The organism is Nostoc sp. (genome assembly GCF_036916735.1).
In the GTDB taxonomy this organism is placed as follows: Bacteria; Cyanobacteriota; Cyanobacteriia; order Cyanobacteriales; family Nostocaceae; genus Nostoc.
The window spans coordinates 13,146-38,956 of the sequence record NZ_JBALFV010000001.1 but is presented as its reverse complement, the minus strand read 5'-3'; the positions used below and the strand labels follow the sequence as shown (position 1 = coordinate 38,956).

The following is a 25,811-nucleotide window of genomic DNA, read 5'->3' as shown; positions in this document are numbered from 1 at the left end:
CCGAGTCCTGATCTCGAATCCGGTTTATCTATACACTATTATTAACAAAAACTCAAGCAGATGTATTGGATGATTGTAACTTAATCCCCAAAACTTGAGTGTAAGCTCCTCGTGCTTGAGTAACGCCAATTGTGCGTTCGGCTGATTCTATCATCGGACGACGCAAACTCACAACTATAAATTGCGCTTGTTGTGATTGTTGTTTAATCATTTTAGCTAATCGCTCTACGTTTGCCCCATCTAGGAACATATCTACTTCGTCAAAGGCATAAAATGGCGATGGGCGGTAGCGTTGCAGAGCAAAGATAAAGCTCAAGGCTGTAAGTGATTTTTCTCCCCCAGACATGGAAGCTAGGCGTTGTACGGGTTTGCCTTTGGGGTGTGCAACTAAATTCAGTCCACTACTAAAAGGATCTTCAGGATTTTCGAGTTGCAAAAAGCCGTCACCGTCTGAAAGAATGGCAAAAATCGATTGAAAGTTTTCGTTGACGGCATCGAATGCTTCTTTAAAGGCAAGTTGCCGCAATGTGGTAAAATTTTCAATCCGTAAAAGTAATTCAGTGCGTTCTCCTTCTAGTGTCTCTAATTTTTGCGTGAGTTCTTGAAGGCGGTTTTGGGTGCGTTCGTATTCTTCTAACGCCAGCATATTAACAGGTTCCATTGCCTGTAAGCGTTTGGTAAGCGATCGCAATTCTTTCTGCAATTCTTCCAAATCTACCTGATCTGGAACTTCCGGCAAAGGATTTGGTAATTCTGCTCCTACATCCTGCAACTGGCTTTGCAGTGCAATTAGTTCCTCCCGCCGCTTCTGTTGGGTTTCTTGGAGTTTTTCTATTTCCCATTGTAATTGTTGTTGGCGCAAAAGCTGCGATCGCACTTCTTGTTCTGTGGCGTCGCGTTTTTGTTTTTCTTCTCCTAAATTCTGTTCCATTTGATTTAACGATAAACGGGTTTGGGTGATTTGGTTGTCTATCGTTGTGGTTTGTGTAAAGACGCGATGAATCGCGTCTCTACAAGAGGTTTGTTGGGTTTCGTATTCGGTGATGCGTGTTTCTGCTTCTTGGATTTTTTCTTGTAAACGTTGTTGCTGATTTTCTAAATTTTTTAATCTTTGTTCAGCCTCGCGTAACGCTGTCTCTCGTTGTTGCAATTGTTGCTCTTGAGTTTTAATTGTCGCCTGGATTTGTTGCCATTCGCTGGGGGTTTGGGATGCTTCCAACTCTGCTAAAGCGTGTCGCAATTGTTGCAACTGAGTTTCTTGTCCCGGTAATTCTCGCTCCAAGATTTCTAATCGAGATTGAGCAGTGGCTAACTTTTCGCTGTTTTGGACGAGTTGCGATTGCGTCCCCTCCAATTGTGCTGTTAAATTCTTAATGTCTTTTTGCAACTGTTCTAATTGCAACTGCTGTTCGCGTCGCGCCTGACGTGCTTCTGTAAGTTCTTGCGTCAGTTTTTTGGTTCTGGTTGACAAAGTAGCGATCGCTTCTGTACAACGCTCTAAAACCCGCTCAATATCCACCAAGCGACTTTTTAAAGCGATCACTTCATCAGATTCCGCCGCTTCTGCATTGCCAAACCGCAAGGCTGAACGCTGGGTGTTACTACCACCAGTCATTGCACCACTGGTTTCTAACAACTCTCCGTCTAAGGTGACGATGCGATATAATCCTAAGTTTTTCCGCGCCGCTTCCAGGTTGGCAAAAACTACTGTGTTACCAAAAACATAGCTAAATACATCTTTGTAACGGCGATCGCAATCGACTAAGTTCACAGCATAGTTAACAAAGCCGCTAGCGAAACGCAGCGTTGCATCTTGAGTAAATTTAGGAGCGTGAATTTTATTTAGTGGTAAAAAAGTCGCTCTCCCTGCACGTTTCTGTTTGAGTAATTCAATCCCTGCTGCGGCGATGCTGTCATCTTCTACCACAATATGTCCCAAACGTCCACCGGCTGCCATTTCTAAAGCTAGCTGATGGCGGGGTTCCACTTTTGCTAATTGCACAACTAAGCCACAAAGTCCAGGCATTCCCGATTGCAGAATCACTTTACTCGCTTGGGTTCCTTGGACTTCTTGCTGTGCTTGCGCTTGCGCCTCGATTTTATCCAACTGGCGTTGTTTTTCTCGTTGTTCAGAAAGTAAGCGTTTTTGGGTTTCCTGTTGGATTTGCAGTTCTTGTTCTGTGGCTGAGAGATTTTGAGCTAAATTTTGAATGGGTTCGCTAGAGGCGTTAAATTCCGTTTCAATTTGACTACAGTCAGTTTGTTTTTGGGCTAATAGGGGTTCATCACGTTCAATTAACTGAGTTTGTTCTTGGATTAACTGCTGTAACTGATTATTGCGTTCCCTGAGTTGTGCTTGTTCCGTGCGTTGTGGTTCTAGAGTTTGCAACAGAGTTTCAATTTGACGGTTGAATGCCGTTTGTTGCTGCACCCACGCTTCCGAAGCCGAGGCGATTTCTGTGGCTGCTTCGCGGGAGGTTTGTAGCGCTTGCTGTGCATCATCTCTTTGTTGCTGGGAAGACGCGATGAATCGCGTCTCTACAATTTGTGTTTCGGCAATTTCTTCAAGGGAATGACGGTGTTTTTGAATTTCTTGCTGAGTTTGAGTCAGACGTTTGGCAGTTTCTTGAGAAGCTGTTTCTAATTCCGTTAACTGACGCTGGAGTTGCTTTCGTTCAGCTTCTTGGGTGGCGAGGGTAGATTGTACTGCCAAAAGTTCCTCTTCTCCCAATGCTTTTACATGAGCATTGAGTTGTTCAAGTTGATCTGTTTTTTGGATGATTTCGGAATTTAGATTTGTGAGTTGGGTATTGAGTTGATTAGAATTGCGATCGCCTGTTTGAATTTCGTGAACTAACTTTTCTTGTTGTGCTTGTAGCGATCGCCATGATAAAACAGCTTCCCAAGATTGTTTCGCGAGAAATTCCGTGCGGAGTTTTTGATATTTTTCAGCTTTCGCCCGATCTTGGGAAAGGCGATCGCGTTGTGCAGTTAATTCTGTCTCAATTATCCGACAGCTATCTTCCTTTTCCTTCACCTCATCTAAAGTTGATTTGGCTTGGATAATTTTGCGATCAAACGCCGCCACCCCAGCTAATTCATCAATAATTTCCCGCCGTTCCCGCCCATTCATTGAGATAATGCTGGTGACATCCCCTTGCAGCACCACGTTGTAGCCTTCAGGATAAACCCGTAGATTACTTAGTTCTCCATGTAACTCTGCCAATGTGCAAGGCACACCATTTATATAGTAATTCGATGTGTAAGTCCCTTGGTGAGTCACTCGTAGCCTTCTAGTAACACTCCACTCTGCCGATTTTTGATTTTGGTCTTCGGCTTGGCTCAGTCGAACGATTTCGGATTTTGGATTTTCTTCCCCTGCTTCCCCTGCTTCTCCTACTTCCTTTCTTTGTGCCTTTGCGTCTTTGTGGGAGATTTCATCAGACAAATCAAATGTCACTGTGACGCTAGCCTCAATCGAAGCGCGTCCTTTAGTTGTTTGGGTGTTATTTACCAAATCTGGGAGGCGATCGGCTCGCATTCCTTTAGAACTAGAGAGTCCCAGGCAAAATAGCAGTGCATCTAAGATATTAGATTTACCCGAACCATTTGGCCCAGATATGACAGTACACCCCGGTAGCAAAGGGACTGAGGTAGTGCCACCGAAGGATTTGAAGTTCGTAAGTTCCACGCGCTTGATGTGCACCATGCAGTTATTCACGCAATATCACCACTTCTAGTCGCTAATCCTTTTAAAATGCTCATCTAATGCTCAAAATAGCTACTTTTAGGTGTTTAGGCTAAATCTTGAGTATAAAAAACTACCAAATAGCTATGCTCAATAAATGCTCATTTTTTGAGGGTAGAAGAACGTAACATACATCGTATTGTAAGAACTGTATTTTGTTTTAGTTCCTGACGGTTTTGGTCAAGTTCTGCTAGTTGTACCTTAAAGTCTGAAATTCTATCACTTATTACACAACTACTCGTCTTGCGAAAAAATGATGACTCGTGCAAGCGTGAGTGATGCGATGCATGGAAACATTAATGTTCCCGATGCAAGCGACGGACAAGCGAGAGTGCTAAAACTGAGTTACAGAAAGCTTTGGTAGCATGCCTGAGCGATCGCACAAATCAGTCCCTGCAAAGGATGTTGACATCCTCCTGTATACACTTGTAGCTACTTGGCATTGGGTATTGGGTATTGGGGCATAGAGCATTAGGCACTTGTACTGACTGACCTATGCCAGGCGACCTTTACTTTAGGTACGCCACCGTTGCAGTACCCGGCTTGGAACGACCAATATTCCTTGTGGATACCACTGGAAGACACAACAGTTTAGCGCAAAAACAGTAGGGGGTATACGCTTCTGGTAGAGTGTCAAAAAAAGTGTCAGAAAAAATGACAAAAATTCTGACAAAAAAAGTGACACTTCCACCGAAGGGGTAGGGTATGCCCTCCGAAACGGCTGAAACAACGTAAAATCCTTCAAATGATATTCAATAAAAAAGCCTAGCAATGATATGCTAGGTGTGAATATTAATTCAATTCAGCATTCCTCTAGCGACTGCAATCACTAGGGGATATTTTATTAACCACCTATAAATGAATACAGGGTATCTTTCTCTTTGCAGGCGTCCTTCAATGCTCTGTGAATGCGATCTTCCACACCTCCCGTGCGGTATCGTGAAAAATGTTTTTTCACTTTCGCTACCAGTAGTAATTCGTCAGAGTCCTCGATATAATTCAATCCCACATCTTTGCTACCTTGTATTACCTCTAATGCCTTTAGTTCTCTTGCAGTTTTGTGTACGGCTGCTATTGTCAACTTATTATGAGTAGATGCACAACTGAACCCGTAAGTCTTGCAGGCATACTCAAAATTGGTATGCTGTTCTCTGAGATACTTTCGTCGTACCTCCCATTGTTTCCTGATTGTGGTAGTTTGTTGCTCGTATTGCTGGTCTGTCTTGGTTACGCCGAATGCATTATCACAACGACGCTATAAAGCTTCCTGCATACATGCTGCTACGAATGCTTGAGCCTTGACATTGCCTTTAAACGCTTGAGCCATCCAGAAGTCAGATGCAGTATCAATGGAAACGGCTTTTATCTGTCCAGCCGCAGTCGATACTGAAAGTTTGTCGAAACCTAAACCTTTATCAATCAAGGGTTCTGGTTGATTTTCCTTCAAAAAACGACGGAACCCAGTCTCGGACAATCCAATTGCTCTTGCCACTTGTGTTTGACTCATCACATAGTCACCATTAGGCATCTGAAACGCCTCTACTTCGATACCTGCAATTTGAATTGATGTGCGTCTAGCTTTATCTGTCATGATTATTTTTCCTTGGTGTTTTGTTCGTTGTTTCGTTATCAAAGTAAGTAGAAATTGTATTGATACCTAATGCATCAATTCGTTCTCTCAGAAGTGAAACAAGTTGCCTTGCTCTTTCGTATCTTGGGCTTGTAGATTTTTCCTCACAAGCTTGCTCCCATGCACTAATCTCTCCATCTAGTTCTAGTAAGAAACGATATACATCATCGATCTTTTCAGCAATTACTGTAGGTATTCGCCGACGAACTGTAGGACTATCAAACTTTTTTTTTCTACCGCCTCCTGGCTTGCGTATACCCGTCTTTGGAATACCTCTAGGCATAAAATTCAGTATTGTGTGTAAAAAGGGAACTTAATCTAACGACCAGCAATAACAACGCTATGGAAGTGATAAACCTCTACTTCCCTTACTGTTACTGCCTTTTCTTATTTATAGCCACTAAATAATAAAGTATCAACTTATTTATGTCCCAAAATAAAAATATAAGCTACAACGTATGCTGTGACTGGTAAAATCCATATTTGTAGGTATTTTGGCAATACTGAGTATACCCCTTTCAAAATAGTGTCAGAAAAAATGACAAAAAAAATGACAAAAATTCTGACACTTTTTTTGACACTTTCCAGAAAAGGGTAGGGTATACATAAAAATACCCCAAGAAAATAGGCACTTTTCCGGGGTATTTGCTTTTGTGGTGAAAATTTTACTTTATGATTTTCTATCTTGCATCAACTTATTTATTACTTCCTGCTGTTCCCGTAATTGTTCCTTGAGTTGGTCAAGTTCTGACTGCTGTTGAGATTGTTGGCTAGCGGTAGTTGGTATCCCGTAACCTGGCGTAATCCTGGTATCGGTCTGCCTGTAGCATTGTTTGCTCACTTTCTCGCTATGTTCACACCAGTCATTAACCACATGAGGAGCTATCCCGATAACGTTAATTTGGTGGTTAATGAAACTGTGTCGCGTGTTGTAAGGAGGCAAATATTTGACAAGTTTGCCTTGTTTCATCAATTCGGTAATGATGCCTTTTTGTGATTTATCTCTACCTAACCATGTGGTCTGGAAAATATGAGACGAGATTTTTTTACCTGACTTGCTTGTGAAAACCGTGTCTTTGGGGTCACCTTGTGGAATTGATTTTAATAGATTCCATAGTTCACCATCTTTAGGCATAGGGAAAATCCTAGCGTGCTCGTTTTTTGTTGGCTTGTGAATACCTAATCGATAGTCATAACTTCTATCAAATACAATTTTTTCATGCTCCCACTTAACATCAGTCCACCATAAACCAGCAGCTTCGCCAGGTCTACAGCCAGTAAGAAACTTGAACTTCAAATAGTTGTACCAATGAGGGCAATTTATCTGAACATAGTTAAGTATTATTTGCGCCTCATCCCATGTGTAAGCTTTTGTTCTGTCAAAAATATCTGAATCATTCTCGATATCATCTGACTGATTAATTACTTTAGGCTTGCGCTTGATTTGTATATCTTCGGACATCCCCTCGTAAGGGTCGTGTGAGACTAGTTTTTGCTTCATTGCTATTCGATAAGCTTTAGACAACTGAGACAGAACTTCCTTAACGGTTTTGGAATTCCTGTTTTCAAGTAGCCAGTTGTGAACGCCTAATGGATTGTTCTCTCCCACAGCTTCTATTGCTTGCTTGATTGCTCTGTAGTAAACCCCCCTGAACTCATGATGATATGTTGTTTCTGCCAAGTCTCTATCTTTTTTGTACTCACAGTACACATCCCAGATTTCAAGGGTTGATAGCTCAGGCTTGGGCGGTAGTTGGTCGCTGTCTGTTAGCGTTGCACTTTTCCCCGCTCTTGATCTTGCCCGCAATCCGTAATCCTTCAAGATTTCCTGATACCGACTTAATCTAAAATTCCCTTCACCATCGTCTAGTTTTCCGTCTTCAAGTTCTATCTGTAGTCGGCGTTGCAACAGGCTAGCCTTAGCTTCCCAACCATTAACCAGAGAGATACCTGTTGCTAACTTTATTTGACCTTTTTTGCAGTAGCTTCTAGGAAAACAAGCTTTGATACTTCCTGAGTCTTCCCTGACGGCTACTTGACCCTTTTTAGTTCTACCCGTTTGTGTTTTGCTGCTATTTACCATAATGCTCATTCAATGCTCAAAATGTGGATATCAGTTTTTTAGATAACTGATATATATGCATTATAATGAATGACGCGCTTGATGTGCCCCCATAGGCGCTGGTTCCCTAGGCTAATGAGGAACAAGTGTATCAACTAATTAAAAATTGGCAAGAGGGTAGAGGGAGTAATTGGGGATTATTGTAGATGCGTTGCAGTGAGGCTGCAAGCTTCACCCGAAAGGTTTAACGCAAGCGATCAATCAGTGTAGAGCGAAAATTTTTATGTCGCCAACTAACCAGCCAAATTTTCCTAGAGCAGATAATATCATGTCTGACTAAATTACTTGTAATTCAAAATCTTTGCGTCTGCGTGTCTTTGCGTCAGTCCTAATTACAAGTATTCAACCGGATACAATCTTAGGAAAGTTTAAGTGTGAAGGTGAAATAGTTGGTATAGTTTAAATTATCTTCTCTGGATCTGTCGCCCTCGGTTTATCATGACAACCAAGCGATCGCATTTTTAGCTCAGGATATAACTAGTTTAAAAAGACGCTCAAGACGTTTTCACACAGTAACGTGACTTGCTAAGGAACCGAGGCGAGCAAGGGAAAAAAGCAACTCAACCAGTAGAGGATATTAAAAGCACCAAATGAATTTATAATATAGTAATCTTTACAATTGCAAAAACGTAGAAATCAAGTCCTCCTTACTACCTCAATCTGCCCTCTAGAATTTGGCTCTTAACCCGTAAATTTTTGTAGAACTCAGTAATGAAGAGATTAATTAAAGGTCTGCGCGAATTTAAATCTAGCTATTTTTCGACACATCAACAATTGTTTGAGCAACTTTCACATGGTCAAAAACCGAGGGTATTATTTATTACCTGTTCTGATTCGCGTCTTGATCCAAATCTAATTACACAAGCCCAAGTTGGTGAATTATTTGTCATTCGTAATGCAGGTAACATCATTCCACCTTATGGGGCAAGTAATGGTGGTGAAGGTGCGACAATTGAATATGCTGTTCAAGCTTTAGATGTTCGCCAAATTATTATTTGTGGTCATTCTCATTGCGGTGCAATGAAAGGACTAATGAAGTTACACAATCTCAGCGATGAAATGCCGCTTGTACATGATTGGCTTAAATATGCAGAAGCAACTCGAAGGCTAGTTATAGACCACTACAGTGACTACGACGGAGAAGAACTGCTAGAGATTATGATTGCCGAAAATGTTCTTACTCAAATTGAGAATTTGAAGACATATCCAGTGATTCACTCTAAGCTTTATCAGGGAGAACTCAGCATTTATGCTTGGGTTTATCACATTGAAACAGGAGAAGTTTTTGCATACGATCCCCAGAAACACGCTTATGTTTTACCTCAAACTCAGCTTCTAGAATCAGAAATGGATGAGTCTCTTACAGCTCAGTATCCAAATACCAATCTAGTAACGCATTCACCTCAAAACCAGCAGGATGATGTTCAATCTTATGAGAAAGTATCTATTTCTGCATTTGAGTGGTTTCCAATGAAACGCCTTTCTCCAGAGCAGATGGAGCGAATTTATCGAGGTTCAAATAATGGAAGTTGAAAAATGAGAATATAGAATTATAACTCCAGATATCACTATGACTAAAACTTGCATTGCAACGTCAAGACATACCACAACACCCAACCAATAACCTTAACCGAATCGTATTGCAAGTGGTATCAACTACCTACTGCTTACTTTTAGTTAGGACTTACGCAAAATTATGAAAAAACGAACCGCAAAGGACACAAAAAACACAAAGTCAAGAGGGTTTCAGAGAGTTCTTGCGTAAGTCCTGTTAGTAAAGCAAGTAAAAAACAGAGACTTACACAGATATAAGTCTCTGTTCGGCTTTCATGCCGATGCTAACTGAAAACTTCAGTTATTCTTTTATGACTTTTTCACAGCATCAACTTTTGCTTCTACCTTCACCGTTTTTACACCTTGAACTTCTTTAGCTAAGGTTTGAGCTTTATTGAGTTCTTCTACAGAAGTCGCTGTGCCTTTGAGGATAATTTCACCCTCTTTGTTTTCAACTTGTAATTTATTGCCTGGTAAACCTTTGTTCAACTTTTCGCTAATTTCAGTTTTCAAGTTGCTCTTAGCTTTTGTTGCTGCCGTTTTTTCAGAATCTGTTTTAACTTTAGTATCTGTACTAACTGCTAAAGGAGTCGTTTGTGTTCCTGGAATTTTGGCAATAGTTTTATCCGCAGTTTGATTTATCTGAGAAGCTGGTGTTGCTGGTGCTTGAGCGGCTTCATTAGTAGTGCTAGAAGTTTCTGAACCAGTTTTAGGAGTCTCTTGACAGCCAAAAGTACCAACTACCAAAATGCTACTAACTAGTAATAGAATTAGCTTTTTCATTATCTTCTCCAAATTGAATACTGGAAGCGATTAATTGAGGTGTGTGATGGTGAGGAGCAGATGTTAAAAAGCAATTAAATGTGAAGTAGCAAAAATGCCTAAGCAATTTCTCAGGTTACTGGAAATTGAAACTTAGACAATTTCTTGAGGCTAAGATTTTGCAGCCATTTTTCAGAACCGCCAATTCAATTTTCCTGATGTTTGCTAACTAGGATGCGTCTGCATAAAGTCTGTAGCTCTTTATAAATTTAATATAGATGCACAGTAGCTCTTTCAGTGGTAGGTAGACTGTGCAGCCTGACAGTAGTGACTCGATGTTATCAGATTTAAGTCAGTTTGGCGATATCTAAGCCTATGCAACTAAAAACTTCAGCATTTTTACAATTCTGTGGCAGCAAAATTACCAACAAAATGTTACTTTAGAAAACTATGGCTTACTTATAATGCCCCAAATATCAGGAAATATTAGCCAATGCCATACCTTACTTCCGCCCACGAAATTAGTGCCATCGTTGCTGAATATACCAACGCTAAAACGCTGTGGATAGATACAGAAGTTGCTGACTATAAAAGTCGTAATCCCCGACTATCGCTGATTCAGGTATTAGATAATCCTAAAGATATGAGTGGTGATCGCGTCTACCTTTTAGATGTCTTAGATCAGTCTAATATTATAGCTGAATTTATTGAAAAAATTATGGTTAATTCTGCAATTGAAAAAGTTTTTCATAATGCTAGTTACGATCTAAAACTTCTCGGTAACAAGAAAGCGAAAAATATTACTTGTACTTTAGATATGGCCAAAAAAATTCCCTACTATCTTTTACCATTACCTAATTACCAACTCCAAACCCTAGCTACATCACTTTGTAGATTTAACAATATTGAGAAACAAGAACAAGCAAGCGATTGGGGAAAACGACCCCTGACTGAAGAACAGATAGAGTATGCCTACTTAGATTGTATTTATCTGGCTCAAATTCACTCAAATTTATTAGATTTACAAGCCCAAGCCAGTCCCGATCCCGCAACGGAAGATTTAATATCACTAAGTAGTAAATATTCACAACTAGAGCAACAATACAAGTTGTTGAATTCAGAATTTGAGCATTTACAAGAACGTATAAAAAAAGCCATGCAAGCTCAGAATATATCTGAAACTGCCTATTACAAACTGACTAGTTATGAGCGGACTACAGTCAAAGCTACTTTTACAGAATTGGCAAGGCTAGTAGAAAGTGAAGGTATTAATTTAGATTTTCCAATCACACTAACTCAGAAACTCCAAAAAGATTTAGGGCAAAATCTAGAACAACTTTCTGTAGATATTGAAAAAACTACATCTTGGCGGCTAAATCCCAAAACTCAAGAAAATGATATTGAAGATGAGTAAATTGTTTAGATGGATACAAATGCCAGATTTTATGGAGTTATTATATTAGAATAAATCCTAATACCAATTTTGGATGAAGATGCATCTATAGTATAAGAAAGAACGAACCGCATTCGCGCAGCGTCTCGTTAAAGAAGGGCGCAAAGAAAACGTTCGCGGAGTGTTTTGTAGAGAAGTAATCAGAGTTGAGAGAGTTTTTGCATAAGTCTTATAACTATTGAGTTAAAGAATTAAAATCTAGATTTTGATACTAATTGTGTTCAGATTTTATGGCAGTTGATATTAAATTATGAGACGGCGTTTATTTAAACAAGTATTTCCCATAGCTATTTTTACTATATTGACAGCAATTAGCACTGTTTCTTGTAGTAAGAATGACAATGTTTTGGTAACAGAAATAGGAGTTAGTCAACCTAGTCGTAGTTCAGCTACAGCTTCCAAAGGTGGGGAATTCTATCTTCAGGGAAAGAATCAGCATTTAAACGGCGATTTACAAGCTGCGATCGCTTCTTATGATAAGGCAATTGCTCAAAATTCTCAATATGGCGCTGCCTATAACGGGCGGGGACTAGCCTACTTTGATTTGGGAGACAAGGAAAAAGCGATCGCAGATTACAATCAAGCACTTAGCATCAACCCTAACGACGCAGAAGCCTACAATAACCTGGGGAATGCCCGCGCCTCACTAGGAAATAACCGAGAAGCAGTGAAAGATTACAGTGAAGCGATTCGCCTGAACCCTAACTATGCCGAAGCCTACAATAACCGAGGGAATGCCCGCGCTACCAATGGGGACAAAAAAGGTGCAATAGATGATCTCGATCAAGCCATTCTCCTCAACCCCAAATATGCGATCGCTTATAATAACCGAGGAAATGCCCGTGCTGCCAATGGAGAGGCACAGGGTGCGATCGAAGATTACAGTCAAGCCATTCGCCTCAACCCTAACTTTGCCCCTGCCTACAATAACCGGGGAAATGCCCGCGCCACCACTGGAGATAAGCAGGGAGCATTAAAGGACTTACAACAAGCAGCAAGCATTTTTCAAAATCAAGGTAACAATGACTTATATGAACAAGTGATGAAAAACATCAAAGAACTTGGACAGTAGGCAAAAGCAGGGTTTCAGTTAAAAGCGAATAGACTGTTGAGTTATAACAAAAAAACTTATTATATATAGCGTATATTAGGCTATATCAAGGATTAGCCTAATTTTATTTTTTTGTATTAAGTGAACGACAGTAATGTGTTAATAATGATAAATAATTTTTCATTTTATATTTGACCTAACTACTATTAAGATTAGACAAAACTAAATTAGTTATGTCCCTTTTACATAATGTAACGATTACCAAGCTGTGCAGTAATAATGTTAGTTTGTAAAAGAATAATGAATTTTCAAGATAAACTAAGCAACGAATTATTTATAAAGCGTTGTGTAATTTATTTAACTCAAAAAAAGCATGTGTATTTAAATATTCTTTCCGTTTGATACTAATTAAATTGAGGTGAAAAAATGGAAAATTCAAAACTAGATAATCTAGATAATGAATTAATTAGTTTTGATTTAAGTCAAGAAGATATGGAGGCAATCAAAGGTGGTACAAGCGCGCCAACAAATATCTCGACTGGTAGTAACTGTCCATCCCCTCCGAAGCACCCTTTTGGAATTTTAATCGTTGCAGTACCACCCAAGCACCCTTTTGGAATTCTAATTGTTGCAGTACCACCCAAGCACCCTTTTACAATTACAATCGTTGCAGTACCAACCAAATGCAAGGACGATTAATCATTAAATTGAAAGATTAAGTTTAAGAGGATGTTTGAAAAGTCTAATTTATTACTAGTCTTGGCGACTATAAATCGCGGCTACACGAGACTTTATCCACCTCCGTGGGTTTAAAATCCTTGGTTTTTTATTAGTCGCCATAGAGAAAAGTCTGAGCGTTGAACGCATCGCCAGATAACATGGTGCGTTACGGCTTGGGCCTAACGCACGCTACTTAATATTTACTTTATAAATGGTTTATAAGAGCTATGTGCTGCTAATAATTATCCAATCATGCGTAGGAATTATACTAAATCGTAAAAATTCAGTCGTCAGAATAGTTAGAGAATCAAGATAAAATTTAATGAATCAACATACTAACTTCTGACTGATGACCGAAACATTCGGAATCTCCGGCTTTGCTCCTGAGTGCTGAATTATTATCTAAATCTAGTTTTTTTAAGATAAAACAGATGAACAATGTTTGTGAATTGGCGCTGAATTATTTACAACGTTATAACTGCCAGATTCTTGAAGATTATCAAAGTGTTTTAAGACAGGCTTGTGAAATTCACCCACCACCACATGGTATGGCATGGTACGGTAATTATTATCGTCAGTTTGCTCGTAATGCTGAGTGGTTCTCTAATTCTCTGATTACTAATGTTGCTGAAGAAGGAACTGGTTCTAAACAAGTTTGGCAATTTTCGGAGCAGATTGAAAATCAGGAGTTTGCCCAGTTGGTGAGAAATCACTCTATTGATGAATCGCGCCACTCACTAATGTTTGTGGCACTGTTGAATATTATTTTTCCAACGAAAATAGAAGCAGATTTCCGCACACAGTTGAAAGCCTTTTCTCCACAATACTATCACCACAAACATCCGCCCCTAGTGCCCACTTCTTCGGCCCAACTAATGGATGAAAAATTGGTGATGGATGAGATTATCCAAATCAATCTTTTAGAAATTCGGGCATTGATTCTACAATTATTGTTGCGTCCAGTACTGCAAGCATATTCTACACCTAAGGACTTAGCAAAAGTAACTCGAATGTCTGACTTGTTGATTTTTGATGAAACTAAGCATATTGAGTACTCTGGTTACTGTATTGGTAGGTACATAGAACAAGGTCATGGCTCTTGGATGCAGGAAATGATGATTTACCGTCAAAAGACTGTTAATGAAATGTTTTTAGAAGATATGGAATTAGCCCGTTCTGTTGGCACTACTATTTTACGGACACAAGATCGCTCATAACTGTTTAAGTTTACCTAGCACAACAAATCAGTTTCCACGCTAGTTCTGAGCGGCTTTCGCCGCTTGGACTTGTTTATGCTTTGACAAAATCACAGTCCAGAACCAATGTGGATGCGATCCTCAACTTCCGCAAATTTTTCTAGTGCCTGCTGTTCAGTACTCAATAGTGAAACGACGATCGCCACAATAAACGCTAGAGGAATAGTAACTAATCCAGGATTTTTCAATGGAAAGGGTGCAGAAGCGTGCTTGAGAATCGTTACTTGAATAGTAGGTGACAAATAAATCAGCACTAAAGATGAGATAGTACCTACTAACATACTTGCAACCGCACCATTAGTAGTGAAGCGTCGCCAAAGCATGGATAAGAGTAACGCTGGAAAGTTTCCACTAGCAGCGATCGCAAATGCTAAACCTACCATATAAGCTACGTTTTGCCCTTTAAACAAGATGCCCAGGAATATCGCCACTAATCCTAAAAGCATTGTTGCACCACGAGCCACCTTCAGCTGTTCTGATTCGTCAGCATGACCAGAGCGCACCACATTCACCCACAAATCGTGGGATAATGCAGCCGCACCTGAGAGTGTCAACCCAGCGACAACCGCCAAAATAGTTGCAAAAGAAACAGCAGCAATAAAGCCTAACAAAGCATCACCACCGATAAATTCTGCTAACATCGGCGCAGCCATATTACCACTAGTATTAATTTGCTTGATAGCATCTTGACCTACTAACACCATCGCCCCAAAGCCCAGGATGAAGGTAAGGAGATAAAAAACGCCAATAATAGCTGTGGCATAAGTAACAGAGAGCCGTGCGGCTTTGGCATCCGGTACTGTGTAAAAACGCATCAGGATGTGGGGTAATCCAGCAGTGCCGAACATCAACGACATCCCTAAAGAGATAGCATCCAAAGGATCAGAAACCAGTTTGCCCGGAGCTAATACACCTGTATACTTCTGGGATGCAGCAGCGAAAAGAGCGATCGGGTTCAAGCCAAATCGAGCCAGTACTAAGATAGCTAGTAAGACAGTTCCACCGAGCAATAGAATTGCTTTGATAATTTGTACCCAAGTAGTGGCAATCATCCCGCCAAAAATTACATAAGCCATCATCACGCAACCGACAATGACCACAGCTAATTCATAATCAAAGCCAAACAATAGTTTGATTAGCTCACCAGCACCTACCATCTGGGCAATTAAGTAAAAGCTTATCACTACCAGCGTTCCAATCGCAGAGGCGATACGTACAGGTTTTTGCTGCAAGCGATAAGCCACTACATCAGCAAAGGTGTATTTACCTAAGTTACGTAATGGTTCTGCAATTAGGAACATGACAATCGGCCAGCCCACTAAGAAGCCGATAGAATAAATTAAGCCGTCAAAGCCGTTGAGTGCCACCAGCCCAGCGATACCTAAAAAGCTAGCTGCACTCATGAAGTCTCCTGCTAGGGCTAGCCCATTTTGGAAACCGCTAATCTTACCGCCAGCTGTATAGAACTGTGCCGTATTTTTGGTAAGCTTTGCTGCCCAATAGGTAATGCCTAGAGAACTGGCAACAAACAGAAAGAAGAAAGCGATTGCCAACGGGTTAAACTTACCAAGACTGGTAATGTCCGCCGCTAGTGGCAGATCGAACCACACACTATTCATGCTTTTTTGGTTTAGTATTTTGGATTTTGGATTAGAAATTGCTATAGCTAACTCACTTGCGTGTTAGCCTTGCGATTTGGTCGTCGTAACTGCTATTTGCCCAACGCACGTAAATAAAAATTAATACCCATGCCGAGACAATTACTAACGCCCCTAATAAAATTCCCAGGCTGAGACCAGGAACTACTAATGACCCCAGTAGCGGCTTATTGAACGCGATTAATAAGATAAAGCCGAAATAAATAAACATCATGGCGCCACTGAGAATCAGGGATATTCGCCAACGTTCAGCTGCGAGAGCCTGAAGAGCCTTTGTGCGATCGTTCATGTCTTCCTTTAGGTTGAGAAGATTAGGTCAGATTGTCTCATTGAAGCTGATTTCTGCGTAATTTTCTTAAAGATTATTAGTAAATCTATTACCAGATCAAGTAATAAAACTAACTTTGCCAAGTAATATATCAACATTACAAGACAATAGCAGCTCTGTTTTGACTCAAGGAAACATGAAACTATAGATGCAATTAGGCACAAAAATAAAACTCATCTATCTGTAATTTGTGATTTTACACATATTAAGTACTTTATTATACTATTTTAATAAAGTACTAGCTAATGAATTAAGTTTTTAAATACTAAAAAATAAAATAAATACGTAGTTATTCGCAGGTTATAAAATCTTTAAAGTGTTATTAAATGCTTTTTTAAGCTATCAAATCAACTGAGATTAATAAAAGTAGTAAATTTTAATTTATAAAATATACCAAAAATTACAGTAGCATTTAAGTAAGCATTTTAATAAAATTTATACTTAAAGCTTGTTATTACACAGATAGGGTATTACCAAAATTTAGTAACGTATGTTTATTGAAACACTAGTCACAAACCCGATTCATTTTTTCAGAATCGTTGTAATTGTCATATTTTCCATAACTTTGCATGAACTTGCTCACGGCTGGGCTGCGATGAGTCAGGGAGATAACACTCCACAACAGACTGGTCATCTGACGCTCAATCCTGTAGTTCACATGGGCAAAGAATCGATCATCTTTCTCTGTCTCATGGGTATAGCTTGGGGAAAAATGCCTGTCAACCCCTCTAAGTTTCGCTCTGGGAAGCTAGGCAATATTTTGGTATCCGCAGCTGGGCCATTATCAAATCTGGCTTTAGGCATTCTATTTATTGGGATGCTTAAATTTCTCTCTAATCCGAGTCTTTTAGAACTTTTGAGTGGGGAATTTCTTTATTTAGCGGCTCAAATCAATTTGACCTTATTTCTGTTTAATCTCCTGCCAATTCCACCACTAGATGGTTTTCATGTTTTCAGTGAAATTTTTCCTCAGCTAAAGCCACTGCAATATAGCCAATTCGGAGTTTTTGCAATGATGCTTCTATTTATAATTCCAGAATTTGGAACGGGACTTAGTGGCATTGCTCATTTAGTTATTCAGTCAGCGCTTGGAGGAGAATGACCAGCTTCTCAGGCAAAAATAGATTATTTACAGCAGTTTTCCTTTGTATAAAGTACGAAGCTACGAGTTTAGAGGTAGGATAGCGCAATCGAAAAGTTACACACTTGTTAACATAGTTTTCATAGGAGCAAAAAAATGGAATTTGATAAAATAAAACAACTAATTGAAAAACAGGAAATTCAAACCATAAGTTTAGATACATCAATTTTTAAGGCTGAAGGCTTAAAGTTAGAGTCAGGATTACTTAAGCAGTTAGGGCAATTTAGTGATACATCTATAAAAATTATTATTTCTGAAGTTGTTAAAAATGAACTTCTCAATCATTTAGAAGAAATACCGAAATCTCTGTATACAGATATTGATAGACTTTTAAAAGATGCCCAAACATATTGTCAATTTGAAGGTGACATTGATTTGATAAAAGCATCACTTTTCCAAGGGCGGAGACCAGAAGAAATTGCGTATGATCGTTTAAAGAATTTTATTGAAACAACATCTGTAGAAATCATTCAAGTTCAAGGTAACGTAGAAGTCTCTGAACTTTTAAACAAATATTTTAAAAATAAATCACCATTTGCAGGTACAGGTAAAAAGAAAAATGAGTTTCCTGATGCTATTGCTTTAATGTCTCTTGAGTCATGGGCTAAAAAAAATATGAAAAGAGTTTTAGTGATTTCAATAGATAATGACTGGAAGCGATATTGTGCTCATTCACAAAATCTTGTGTTTCTTGAGAGCTTGTCAAAATGTTTTGAGTTATTTCAAGAAGTAAAACCTTATAATATATGTAGACACTTATCAAAAAAATATTATCAAGAAGAGCTTTATTTTATAAAAAAAGCCATCAATCATACACTAGAAAACCAAATTTTTGATTTCAATATTCATATAGAAGCTAATTCTTCTTATCAATATGAAGATGAAATAACGAATATAAGTCATGAGGGAAATGAATTTAAGATTATTAAGAAACCTAACATTATTTTTATACCTATAAAATTTGATAATGACACTTTAGTTGTTCAAGCAGAGCTTAACGTTAATATTAGTATTGAATGCAACTTTTACTTTACAGTTTGGGATTCTATAGATGGCGAAGATGTTGGGATAGGAGCCAATACTATCGAAAAGCAAGAAGATTTAGATATAACCGTCTTAATAACACTAATAGACGAATCTGGAAAATTTGACGAAGACATAGAAGTAGATGAAGTTGAAATAATAACCACAAACATAAAGATTGATTTTGATTACATTGAACCAGATTGGAGAGATCAAAATGATGATGACTAAATGAAATCAGATTGCAAGTAGGCTGATACGATTAAGGTTACTAGCGGGGCTAACTGCTGAAAGAGTCTGCGAGCGTCGGCAGGATATAGAAACTTTTTATATCTATCTGATCTTAAGTCTTGCATTTCGTACCTCGCTGACTTGCAATATGGTGTAGTAATTTTATTTTATTTGTGATAATTTAAGCCGACAGAACCCCGATTTTTTTAAGAAGTCGGGGTTCTTGCTATTCACTAATTATTTAGGATAGCCACCTTTTTACTGGAGAATTCAGTCTTAGGATATATACTGATAATACTATCACCAACTGCAAAAAAAGAACCTTGTTGCTCATCTTTAGAGAATTGCAAATTTGGGTATTTAGCAGCAGCTTCTTCGGTAGTCATGGCTTTTGCTTCCATTTCTTCTGGCAGTACTCTAGTACAACCAATGTAAAATACTAAGGGAGATATCTTATATTGGTAGATATTTTCTGCATATTGTTCTAGCTTGGTATTCGCTGCCGTTAAAGCTGCAACCATTTCCTCTTTGCCGATCTGCTTACCAGCTTGCTTTTCCTGCAATAACTGCGCCAAACTATCAGCACCAACTTTATTAAGAATATCTACAACTATGCCATTTTGCTCAAGCCCCAGAAAATCATCAAAAATTGGTTTCATAAACTCGTCAACTTTCGTTATCTTAGTGCGTGATGATAGTAACCTGTGTTTAACAGCGAGATTGTCATTAAATGCCATCTCAAAAGTAGGTTTGATGATGATTGCTCCAGTTATCTTATTATAAAACCGATATATTTTATTCAGAAATTTGTTAGCCGAATGAAATTTACTCAGGTTAAGAATATCTTGACTACCAATATCAATTTTATAGCTCAACCTTGAGTCAAGAGTACCGTTAACTAAGGCTTCATGGATATCTGTGTATTCATTAGTTGTAGGAAAGTTAATGTAAACATTTTTAGACAGATAGTGCTTTTTAAATTCATCTAACTGTCCTGCTATAAATACATCTGACTCCTTTCTTAAGTAAGCAGAAATAATACTAGTAAGTACTTTAATTTCTGCTAGTTCATTGAATAGTCCATCTATGCTACTGTAAGAACTATTAGCAGCTACAAGCGGCAAGTTATCTAACTGAATCGTATGTTCAGCCCGAAAGTCAAATTCGTCTGCATCCAACACACCTTTTTCTTTGAGTAAGTCAAAGACTTTTTTACTACTGATTTTGACTTGTAAAAACTTGATGTTTATTTTGCCGTCACTAACAATTGTATAATTATTAAAGCTATTGAGGTCATTTACTAGCAGACCTGCTACCTCAATAGTAGGGGTTTGGTCTTCAAATTTGGCAAGTTTGACCTTACGTTTGATAAGCATGTTGATAGTAGCAGTATTGCGATTAAACTGAAACTCGCCCATACCAACATACTCAGCATTATCTATATTTTCTGTTTGCAACCAAGGCTGAAGCAGTTCCCCATTTTCGTTTCTCACACCTTTAACACGCTTGATACCTGTTCTTTGATAATGTTCTTGCAGGTGCTTGATATTGACGATAATATTGTTGCGATATTGTGCAAAAATTTGGATTAGTTCTACCAGATAAATTTTATTATTCGTCATATTGGTACCTTCCATATAAAGGTCAAAAATCTTTTAAAGCCTGTTAAACCGTGGAAAATTGATAGGCAAATACACAATAAATTAATACCAAAATGCTAAATTTGGCATACACCACACAACTATTGTGTGTTCATGATCGCATTCACGAACTAGCTAATATCGCATTTATTTACTACAAACTTTGGGCATCGCCTGGTAAACTTTGCGTTGCATACTTACCGGATATTTTTATAGTACAATTGTATCATAAAAAGGACAAGTTGTGTAGGCGTAGCCTGTGATACACATTGCCCTGCAATGAGGTGTTATAAGACATCTGGTAAAAAAAATGTAGAGACGTAGCACTGCTACGTTTCTACAAGGGTTCTGGGTAACGCATATTTAATTTCACCAGATGTCTATGGTATTGCTGAAGGCCAGAATAGATGCTTTCTAACCTTTGCGCCCATTATTTTTTTCCAACATTTAGGCTCCGGGTTTAAAATAATCGAAGAGGCGATCGCCTGAATCTGCGCGAATTAATGCTACAACTACATCTGGTAAGGCAGCTAAACTGGGGTAAACTAAATAACGTGGTTCCCAATGGGGGCGGAACTTCTCTCTGTAGGCGTGCAGTCCCTTGAAATTGTAAAAGCGATTCAAATGCCCGTAAAGATAGTGCAATACTTTTTCCAAGCGGCGCGATTCTGGGTTGTCTCCAACTCCTACAAGGGCAGAAAGACCGAAATTAAAGCTGTCGTAGCCACCCTCTTTAAAATGTTGAAGCAGGGAAATAAATAGAAAGTCCATTGTGCCATTTTCGAGGGATGCGCGATGTCGCATCATGTCAATAGTGGCTTCGTTGAGTTGATATTCCTGGAGAATGTTGGTAAAAGCACTGATGTTACCTTCAGGATCATGAACTACAGCAATCTCACACTCTCTTAGGTAAGCTTCGTCAAACCAACCCAAAGAAAAATGTTTTTCCGAACCTTGTGCCATTTTCAGCCATTCATCACTTACAGATTTGAGCTGGTGCAATAAATCATTGGCGATAGGTGGTTGGTAAAACTCGATTTGGTATCCTAGCTTAGTTAAACGACTGATTGATGGTCTAAAGTTTTTACCGGCTTTACCTTGTAAGGTAAAACTTTTCAGGTCAACGATCGCTTCTTCTCCAATCTTGAGTACCTTAAACCCCAATGACTTGTAAAGTTCAACATCATTGGGTAAAGTTTGATAAAAACCAGGATACCAGTCATTACGTTGGCAAAACTGGCAGAAAGCAACAATTGTCTCTTTGCGGTCTTCAATGGGGCCTATAGGATCTCCTAATGCGATCGCACCGCGTCCTTTGGGAACATAAGCAATTAAACTATTACCCGAAGGACTGAAATAATAACTTTTATCATTTAAGAGTGTGAACGCTGCTAAAGAAGAACGTCCATATTGCTCGACAATTTCTTTAGCTCTTTTTCGCTCATTTGGCGTTGCTAGATTCCGCCAAAATACAGGTTGCAATAACATTACTATTGCATAAGTAATAGTAACTGCGGCAATAACATATATAGAATTAGCAAAAAATTCTCCAAATTTGCTTTTTGGTTGCAGTCCCCAATTATCCTCAGTGAAGAACATTGCCAAAGTCTGAACTATTGCCTCACGCCAATTAAAATTCTCTGAAAACTTGCCGTCTAACAAATAAAAACCAATAGTTCCGTATGCCAAGGTAAATAATAAAGCGCCTATCAGCGCTCGAACTCCCCGTGCTATCGAAGGACGGTCTGATTGCGCCGTGAAAAGATGGCGCATCAAGATTAATTGCACCAGCAAAACTCCAGAGAGTAGACTTTCTTCATAGTCCAATCCCTTCAGCAAGTGGCTGAAAATGGAAATCACTAGTAAACCAATGGTAAGTAACCAGGCTATTCTTTTTCGACGTAATAAATTAGTAGCAAGTGCTAATAAAATAAATCCAGTAAGGGCTGCAAATATATGACCACCAGCCCGAATTTCAAATGGTAAAAACTCCTTCAACCAGTGATTTCGCCCATATAGGTTAGGTGTCACTGCTGATAATAAATTTACTACTCCGACTAAACCTGTAAGTAAAGCTGCACTCCAAAGTCCAATCTGAGTTTTTAAATTATTAGTATTGGTCATAAATCTAAAAGTATTAATTAGTAATTAATAGTTATAAGTTAGTAATTTTGAATTTTTACTCTTTTATTGACTAAAATAATAACAAAGCAATTTTATTGGCTATGTTAATTCTCGGTATTAAGTTTTAATGTTTTAAATTTTACTTATAACACCTTAATTTTAATTCCGTAGCATAAGGGAAGCGGTAGAACCTAATTTTTAAAATTTTAACTCCTAACTCCTAATTTTTCACTCCGAATTTTTGAAACTGTTCCCCTACATAAGAGAGCGAATCTCTAAGATGCTTGTGGAAGTAGTTCCAGCCTATATCAGCACCAGACAAACCATGACCTCCTGGAAACGCATAAAATACGTGAGTAATACCTAATTTATTTAAGGTTTCGTTGAAATCTTTGGTAGAAGCCAGCAAATTAGTATCGTTCAAACCCGCATCTAGGTAAACACGCAATCGCTTCCTATCTTCAATTGATAGCTGTTGCACGATTTGTTGGGGGCTATTTTGCGAACCGCTATTATCGGTAAAATAACCGCTATGACTAAACAGAATGTGAAAGTTGTTGAGATGGCGCAACCCGATATTAAAAGCTCCCCATCCTCCAGAAGACAGACCCCCCAGCGCCCAAAACTGGGGTTCTTTTAAAGTGCGGTAGCGTGACTTGACAACTTGCACTAGTTCTGAACCAATTAAAGTCCCTACTTTACCATTTGGCCCATCAAAATAATCGGGGTCGTATAAAGGACTAGAACCGCGATTATCATTACCATCAGGTGTAATTACAATTGATGGCGGTAATTTTCGACTTTTATAAAGTTCATGCAATACATCTAAGATTGCATATTTATCAGCGTAAGCACGGGCATCATCATGACCACCGTGTAGTAAGAATATTACCGGATACTGCTTTTGCTGATTTTTATTATAACCAGGCGGCAAAATCACGCCATAGTTACGGACTGCACCCATCACTTGGGAGTTAAAGGTTGTTAATTGAAACTTTAGCCCGGTGTTTGCCTCTTCTTGGGGCGGGTCTAGTTGTGGCGCACCTAAGATGAATACATAATAATAACCAGCAGTAGTAAGGAGTGCGATCGCTCCTATCAAACTAATTAAAAATTTAGAAATCTTCATATTCTTTTAACGTTTAAAAAATCACCTCCATTAGAACTTAATATAGTTAATCTACTGAAAAATTGCATCTGAGTTTTCCACATTGATGTTTAAATATCAAAAAATTTTAAAAATCTATGCTATATCCAGTATGATTTTTACTACAAATTGTTAATTGTTTTGACTTTTGACTTTCTCAAACGGACTAACACCTAAATTTTCAGTCCTATGTGCTATTTCAGAAACTCGAAATTGTTCTCCTACAAATGTCAACGAATCGGATAAATGTTCTCGCCAGTATTTCCAGGTGTGACTACCAGGAAACTCACGAAACAAATTATAAACTTTTAGCTTATTTAGTACTTGGCTAAAATTTTGAGCCTCGTCTATTTCTTCAATATCTGATGTACCAGAATCTAGATAAATTCGCAATTTTTTTTGAGCTTGTAAAGGAATGGTTTTGATATAACTTATTGGGCTATTCATTGGGCCGCTTTTATCATGAAAATAACCACTATGACTAAATAAAATCAAGAAATGATCCAGGTTATGTAATCCCACATTCATTGCTCCCCAACCACCAGAAGATAAACCACCTATCGCCCAAAAATCTGGATTGTTTATTGTACGATAACGGCTTTGCACAACTTTTACCAACTCATCTCCCACGGCTGTGGAGACTTTACCGTTAGGGCCATCAATATATTCGGGATCTCGGTAGGGGCTAGAGCCACGTTTGTCGTTGCCGTCTGGTGTGATAATGATGCTAGGTGGCAATTTACCTTTACTATAAAGTTTTTCCACAGTTTTGAGAGCTTGTCCCTTACTCTGATTAAACCAATCAGTGGGATTACCATGTCCACCGTGGAGGAGAAAGATTACAGGATAGCTTTGTTTTGGGTTTTGTTCATAACCAGGAGGTAAAGAAACGCCGTAGGTGCGACTTGCGCCCATTACCTGACTATCGTAGGTTTCAATTTTGTAGGTTAGGGGAGTAGCTGAGTCGCTAGTATTAAAGTGGGTTGGAGCTACAGAAGGGTTTGTTTGTAAATTTTGCTGTTGTAGTGGTTTTGCTACGGTACTTTGGGAGAAATCACAGCCAACTAGAGTTAATACTGAAAGTAGTAAGAGAATTTTAGATTGTTTGTAGTTCATCTATTGGGTAGTCGGTGTTTGTTTACAAAAGTTTATGCAAATAATATGTCAATGCTGTGTCAACAGGATGGAAACTTTACGACTGGTTATAAATTAAAAGTCAAGAGTTAGGATAAGTTTCTTCATAATGCTTAAAAAGCTGCGACTCAATTTCAGTTCTTTGTTTGGCTTGTTGCTGCTAGTGCTTTGTGCATGGGCGATCGCTCACGAATTGCATGAGTATAATTATCGTGATATCCTCAACTCCCTAGCAGCAATTCCCAAAAGTCGCTTAAGCTGGGCAATTTGGCTGACAGCTTTGGGTTATCTGGTGATGATTGGGTATGATATTTTAGGTTTTAGCTACATTAATCGTTCCCTAAGTTGGAATAAGATTGCTCTAACCAGCTTTATTAGCTCTGCATTTAGTAATACCATTGGGTTTGCCTTGCTAACTGGTAGTGCCATCCGTTATCGATTTTATGCTAACTGGGGAGTTTCAGCAGTTGCGATCGCTCAAGTAATTGCTTTCGCCAATTTTACTTTTTGGTTGGGGATGTTTGCTGTTGCAGGTTTTTTATTCCTCATCAACCCCTTGAAGATTCCCACTCAAATACATTTACCTTTTGCTACTGTGCGTCCCATCGGCGTAATTTTTCTACTATTAGTCGTTATCTATTTAATTGGAAGTATTTTTATTAAACAACCGTTAAGAATTCGCGGGCAAGAATTTCGATTTCCTTCTTTTCAAATATCCTTGGCTCAAATAGCAATTTCTAGTTTTGACTGGATTTTGGCAGCAGCAGTTCTTTATGCTTTACTTCCTAACAATATATCTTTGTCATATCTAGACTTTTTAGGCATTTATTTACTAGCGATGTTTGCAGGTGTGGTTAGTAATGTCCCTGGGGGTTTGGGAGTATTTGAAACTATAATTTTGCTGATTCTTTCCTCAAAAGTTTCGGCGGCAGTAGTTTTGGGTTCAATGTTAGCTTATCGGGGAGTCTATTACTTTTTACCTTTGCTAGTAGCAGCAGGTTTGCTAGGGCTTTATGAAATTAAATTTAGAACCGGAAAGTTACAAAAATGAATCAACTATAAAGCAATATGGTTCAGTTAAGGCTAGCA

At 38.7% G+C, this 25,811-nt stretch carries 19 protein-coding genes; 8 read left to right on the top strand and 11 right to left on the bottom strand.

Annotated elements, in window-relative coordinates:
• Positions 1-52: 52 nt before the first annotated feature.
• The 4 genes from smc to V7L20_RS00180 all read right to left on the bottom strand — a co-directional run bounded on the left by smc (position 53) and on the right by V7L20_RS00180 (position 7,470).
• Positions 53-3,709 carry a chromosome segregation protein SMC gene (gene smc / locus V7L20_RS00195; RefSeq protein ID WP_334742117.1) on the bottom strand — a complete coding sequence of 1,219 codons (3,657 nt, stop codon included), beginning with the start codon at positions 3,707-3,709 and terminating at the stop codon, positions 53-55.
• A 1,294-nt stretch (positions 3,710-5,003) separates the two neighbouring features.
• Positions 5,004-5,339, bottom strand: a complete 336-nt coding sequence (locus V7L20_RS00190) for a hypothetical protein (protein WP_334742116.1) — start codon at positions 5,337-5,339, stop codon at positions 5,004-5,006.
• Positions 5,329-5,661 carry a hypothetical protein gene (locus V7L20_RS00185; protein ID WP_334742115.1) on the bottom strand — a complete coding sequence of 111 codons (333 nt, stop codon included), beginning with the start codon at positions 5,659-5,661 and terminating at the stop codon, positions 5,329-5,331. Before V7L20_RS00185 ends, V7L20_RS00190 begins: the two co-directional genes overlap by 11 nt.
• A gap of 387 nt (positions 5,662-6,048) precedes the next feature.
• Positions 6,049-7,470, bottom strand: a complete 1,422-nt coding sequence (locus V7L20_RS00180; protein WP_334742114.1) for a site-specific integrase — start codon at positions 7,468-7,470, stop codon at positions 6,049-6,051.
• A 741-nt stretch (positions 7,471-8,211) separates the two neighbouring features.
• Here V7L20_RS00180 and V7L20_RS00175 point away from each other — a divergent pair.
• A complete protein-coding gene (locus tag V7L20_RS00175) occupies positions 8,212-9,033 on the top strand; it encodes a carbonic anhydrase (RefSeq protein ID WP_334742113.1) in 822 nt (273 codons plus the stop codon).
• A 330-nt stretch (positions 9,034-9,363) separates the two neighbouring features.
• Here V7L20_RS00175 and V7L20_RS00170 read toward each other — a convergent pair whose 3' ends face one another.
• Positions 9,364-9,837: a BON domain-containing protein gene (locus V7L20_RS00170; RefSeq protein ID WP_334742112.1), complete on the bottom strand. Its 474-nt coding sequence runs from the start codon at positions 9,835-9,837 to the stop codon at positions 9,364-9,366.
• A gap of 472 nt (positions 9,838-10,309) precedes the next feature.
• Here V7L20_RS00170 and V7L20_RS00165 point away from each other — a divergent pair, with 472 nt between their 5' ends.
• The 4 genes from V7L20_RS00165 to V7L20_RS00150 all read left to right on the top strand — a co-directional run bounded on the left by V7L20_RS00165 (position 10,310) and on the right by V7L20_RS00150 (position 14,257).
• Entirely contained in the window at positions 10,310-11,230 is a 921-nt protein-coding gene (locus tag V7L20_RS00165) for a ribonuclease D (protein ID WP_334742111.1), read from the top strand.
• A 289-nt stretch (positions 11,231-11,519) separates the two neighbouring features.
• Positions 11,520-12,341 carry a tetratricopeptide repeat protein gene (locus V7L20_RS00160; protein ID WP_334742110.1) on the top strand — a complete coding sequence of 274 codons (822 nt, stop codon included), beginning with the start codon at positions 11,520-11,522 and terminating at the stop codon, positions 12,339-12,341.
• A 405-nt stretch (positions 12,342-12,746) separates the two neighbouring features.
• The gene (locus V7L20_RS00155; RefSeq protein WP_334742109.1) at positions 12,747-13,019 is read left to right on the top strand and encodes a hypothetical protein; all 273 of its coding nucleotides are present in this window, start codon (positions 12,747-12,749) and stop codon (positions 13,017-13,019) included.
• A gap of 452 nt (positions 13,020-13,471) precedes the next feature.
• Positions 13,472-14,257 (top strand): hypothetical protein, encoded by a 786-nt coding sequence (locus V7L20_RS00150; RefSeq protein WP_334742108.1) that lies wholly within the window; start codon positions 13,472-13,474, stop codon positions 14,255-14,257.
• A gap of 89 nt (positions 14,258-14,346) precedes the next feature.
• On the opposite strand, the gene V7L20_RS00145 is transcribed toward V7L20_RS00150, so the two are convergent.
• A complete protein-coding gene (locus V7L20_RS00145) occupies positions 14,347-15,915 on the bottom strand; it encodes a sodium:solute symporter family transporter (RefSeq protein WP_334742107.1) in 1,569 nt (522 codons plus the stop codon).
• Positions 15,916-15,967: 52 nt separating this feature from the next.
• Entirely contained in the window at positions 15,968-16,243 is a 276-nt protein-coding gene (locus tag V7L20_RS00140; protein WP_265271491.1) for a DUF485 domain-containing protein, read from the bottom strand.
• A 529-nt stretch (positions 16,244-16,772) separates the two neighbouring features.
• On the opposite strand from V7L20_RS00140, the gene V7L20_RS00135 reads away from it, so the two are divergent.
• Positions 16,773-17,384, top strand: a complete 612-nt coding sequence (locus V7L20_RS00135; protein WP_334742106.1) for a site-2 protease family protein — start codon at positions 16,773-16,775, stop codon at positions 17,382-17,384.
• A 135-nt stretch (positions 17,385-17,519) separates the two neighbouring features.
• Positions 17,520-18,677 (top strand): PIN domain-containing protein, encoded by a 1,158-nt coding sequence (locus V7L20_RS00130; RefSeq protein WP_334742105.1) that lies wholly within the window; start codon positions 17,520-17,522, stop codon positions 18,675-18,677.
• A 233-nt stretch (positions 18,678-18,910) separates the two neighbouring features.
• On the opposite strand, the gene V7L20_RS00125 is transcribed toward V7L20_RS00130, so the two are convergent.
• The 4 genes from V7L20_RS00125 to V7L20_RS00110 all read right to left on the bottom strand — a co-directional run bounded on the left by V7L20_RS00125 (position 18,911) and on the right by V7L20_RS00110 (position 24,704).
• Positions 18,911-20,299, bottom strand: a complete 1,389-nt coding sequence (locus V7L20_RS00125; RefSeq protein ID WP_334742104.1) for a hypothetical protein — start codon at positions 20,297-20,299, stop codon at positions 18,911-18,913.
• A gap of 465 nt (positions 20,300-20,764) precedes the next feature.
• Positions 20,765-22,441 (bottom strand): phosphatidylglycerol lysyltransferase domain-containing protein, encoded by a 1,677-nt coding sequence (locus V7L20_RS00120; protein WP_334742103.1) that lies wholly within the window; start codon positions 22,439-22,441, stop codon positions 20,765-20,767.
• Between the two features lie 220 nt (positions 22,442-22,661).
• Positions 22,662-23,570, bottom strand: coding sequence for an alpha/beta hydrolase (locus V7L20_RS00115; RefSeq protein WP_334742102.1), 909 nt, complete (start codon positions 23,568-23,570; stop codon positions 22,662-22,664).
• A 150-nt stretch (positions 23,571-23,720) separates the two neighbouring features.
• Positions 23,721-24,704, bottom strand: coding sequence for an alpha/beta hydrolase (locus V7L20_RS00110; protein ID WP_334742101.1), 984 nt, complete (start codon positions 24,702-24,704; stop codon positions 23,721-23,723).
• Positions 24,705-24,831: 127 nt separating this feature from the next.
• On the opposite strand from V7L20_RS00110, the gene V7L20_RS00105 reads away from it, so the two are divergent.
• Positions 24,832-25,773, top strand: a complete 942-nt coding sequence (locus V7L20_RS00105; protein WP_334742100.1) for a lysylphosphatidylglycerol synthase domain-containing protein — start codon at positions 24,832-24,834, stop codon at positions 25,771-25,773.
• Positions 25,774-25,811 lie beyond the last annotated feature (38 nt).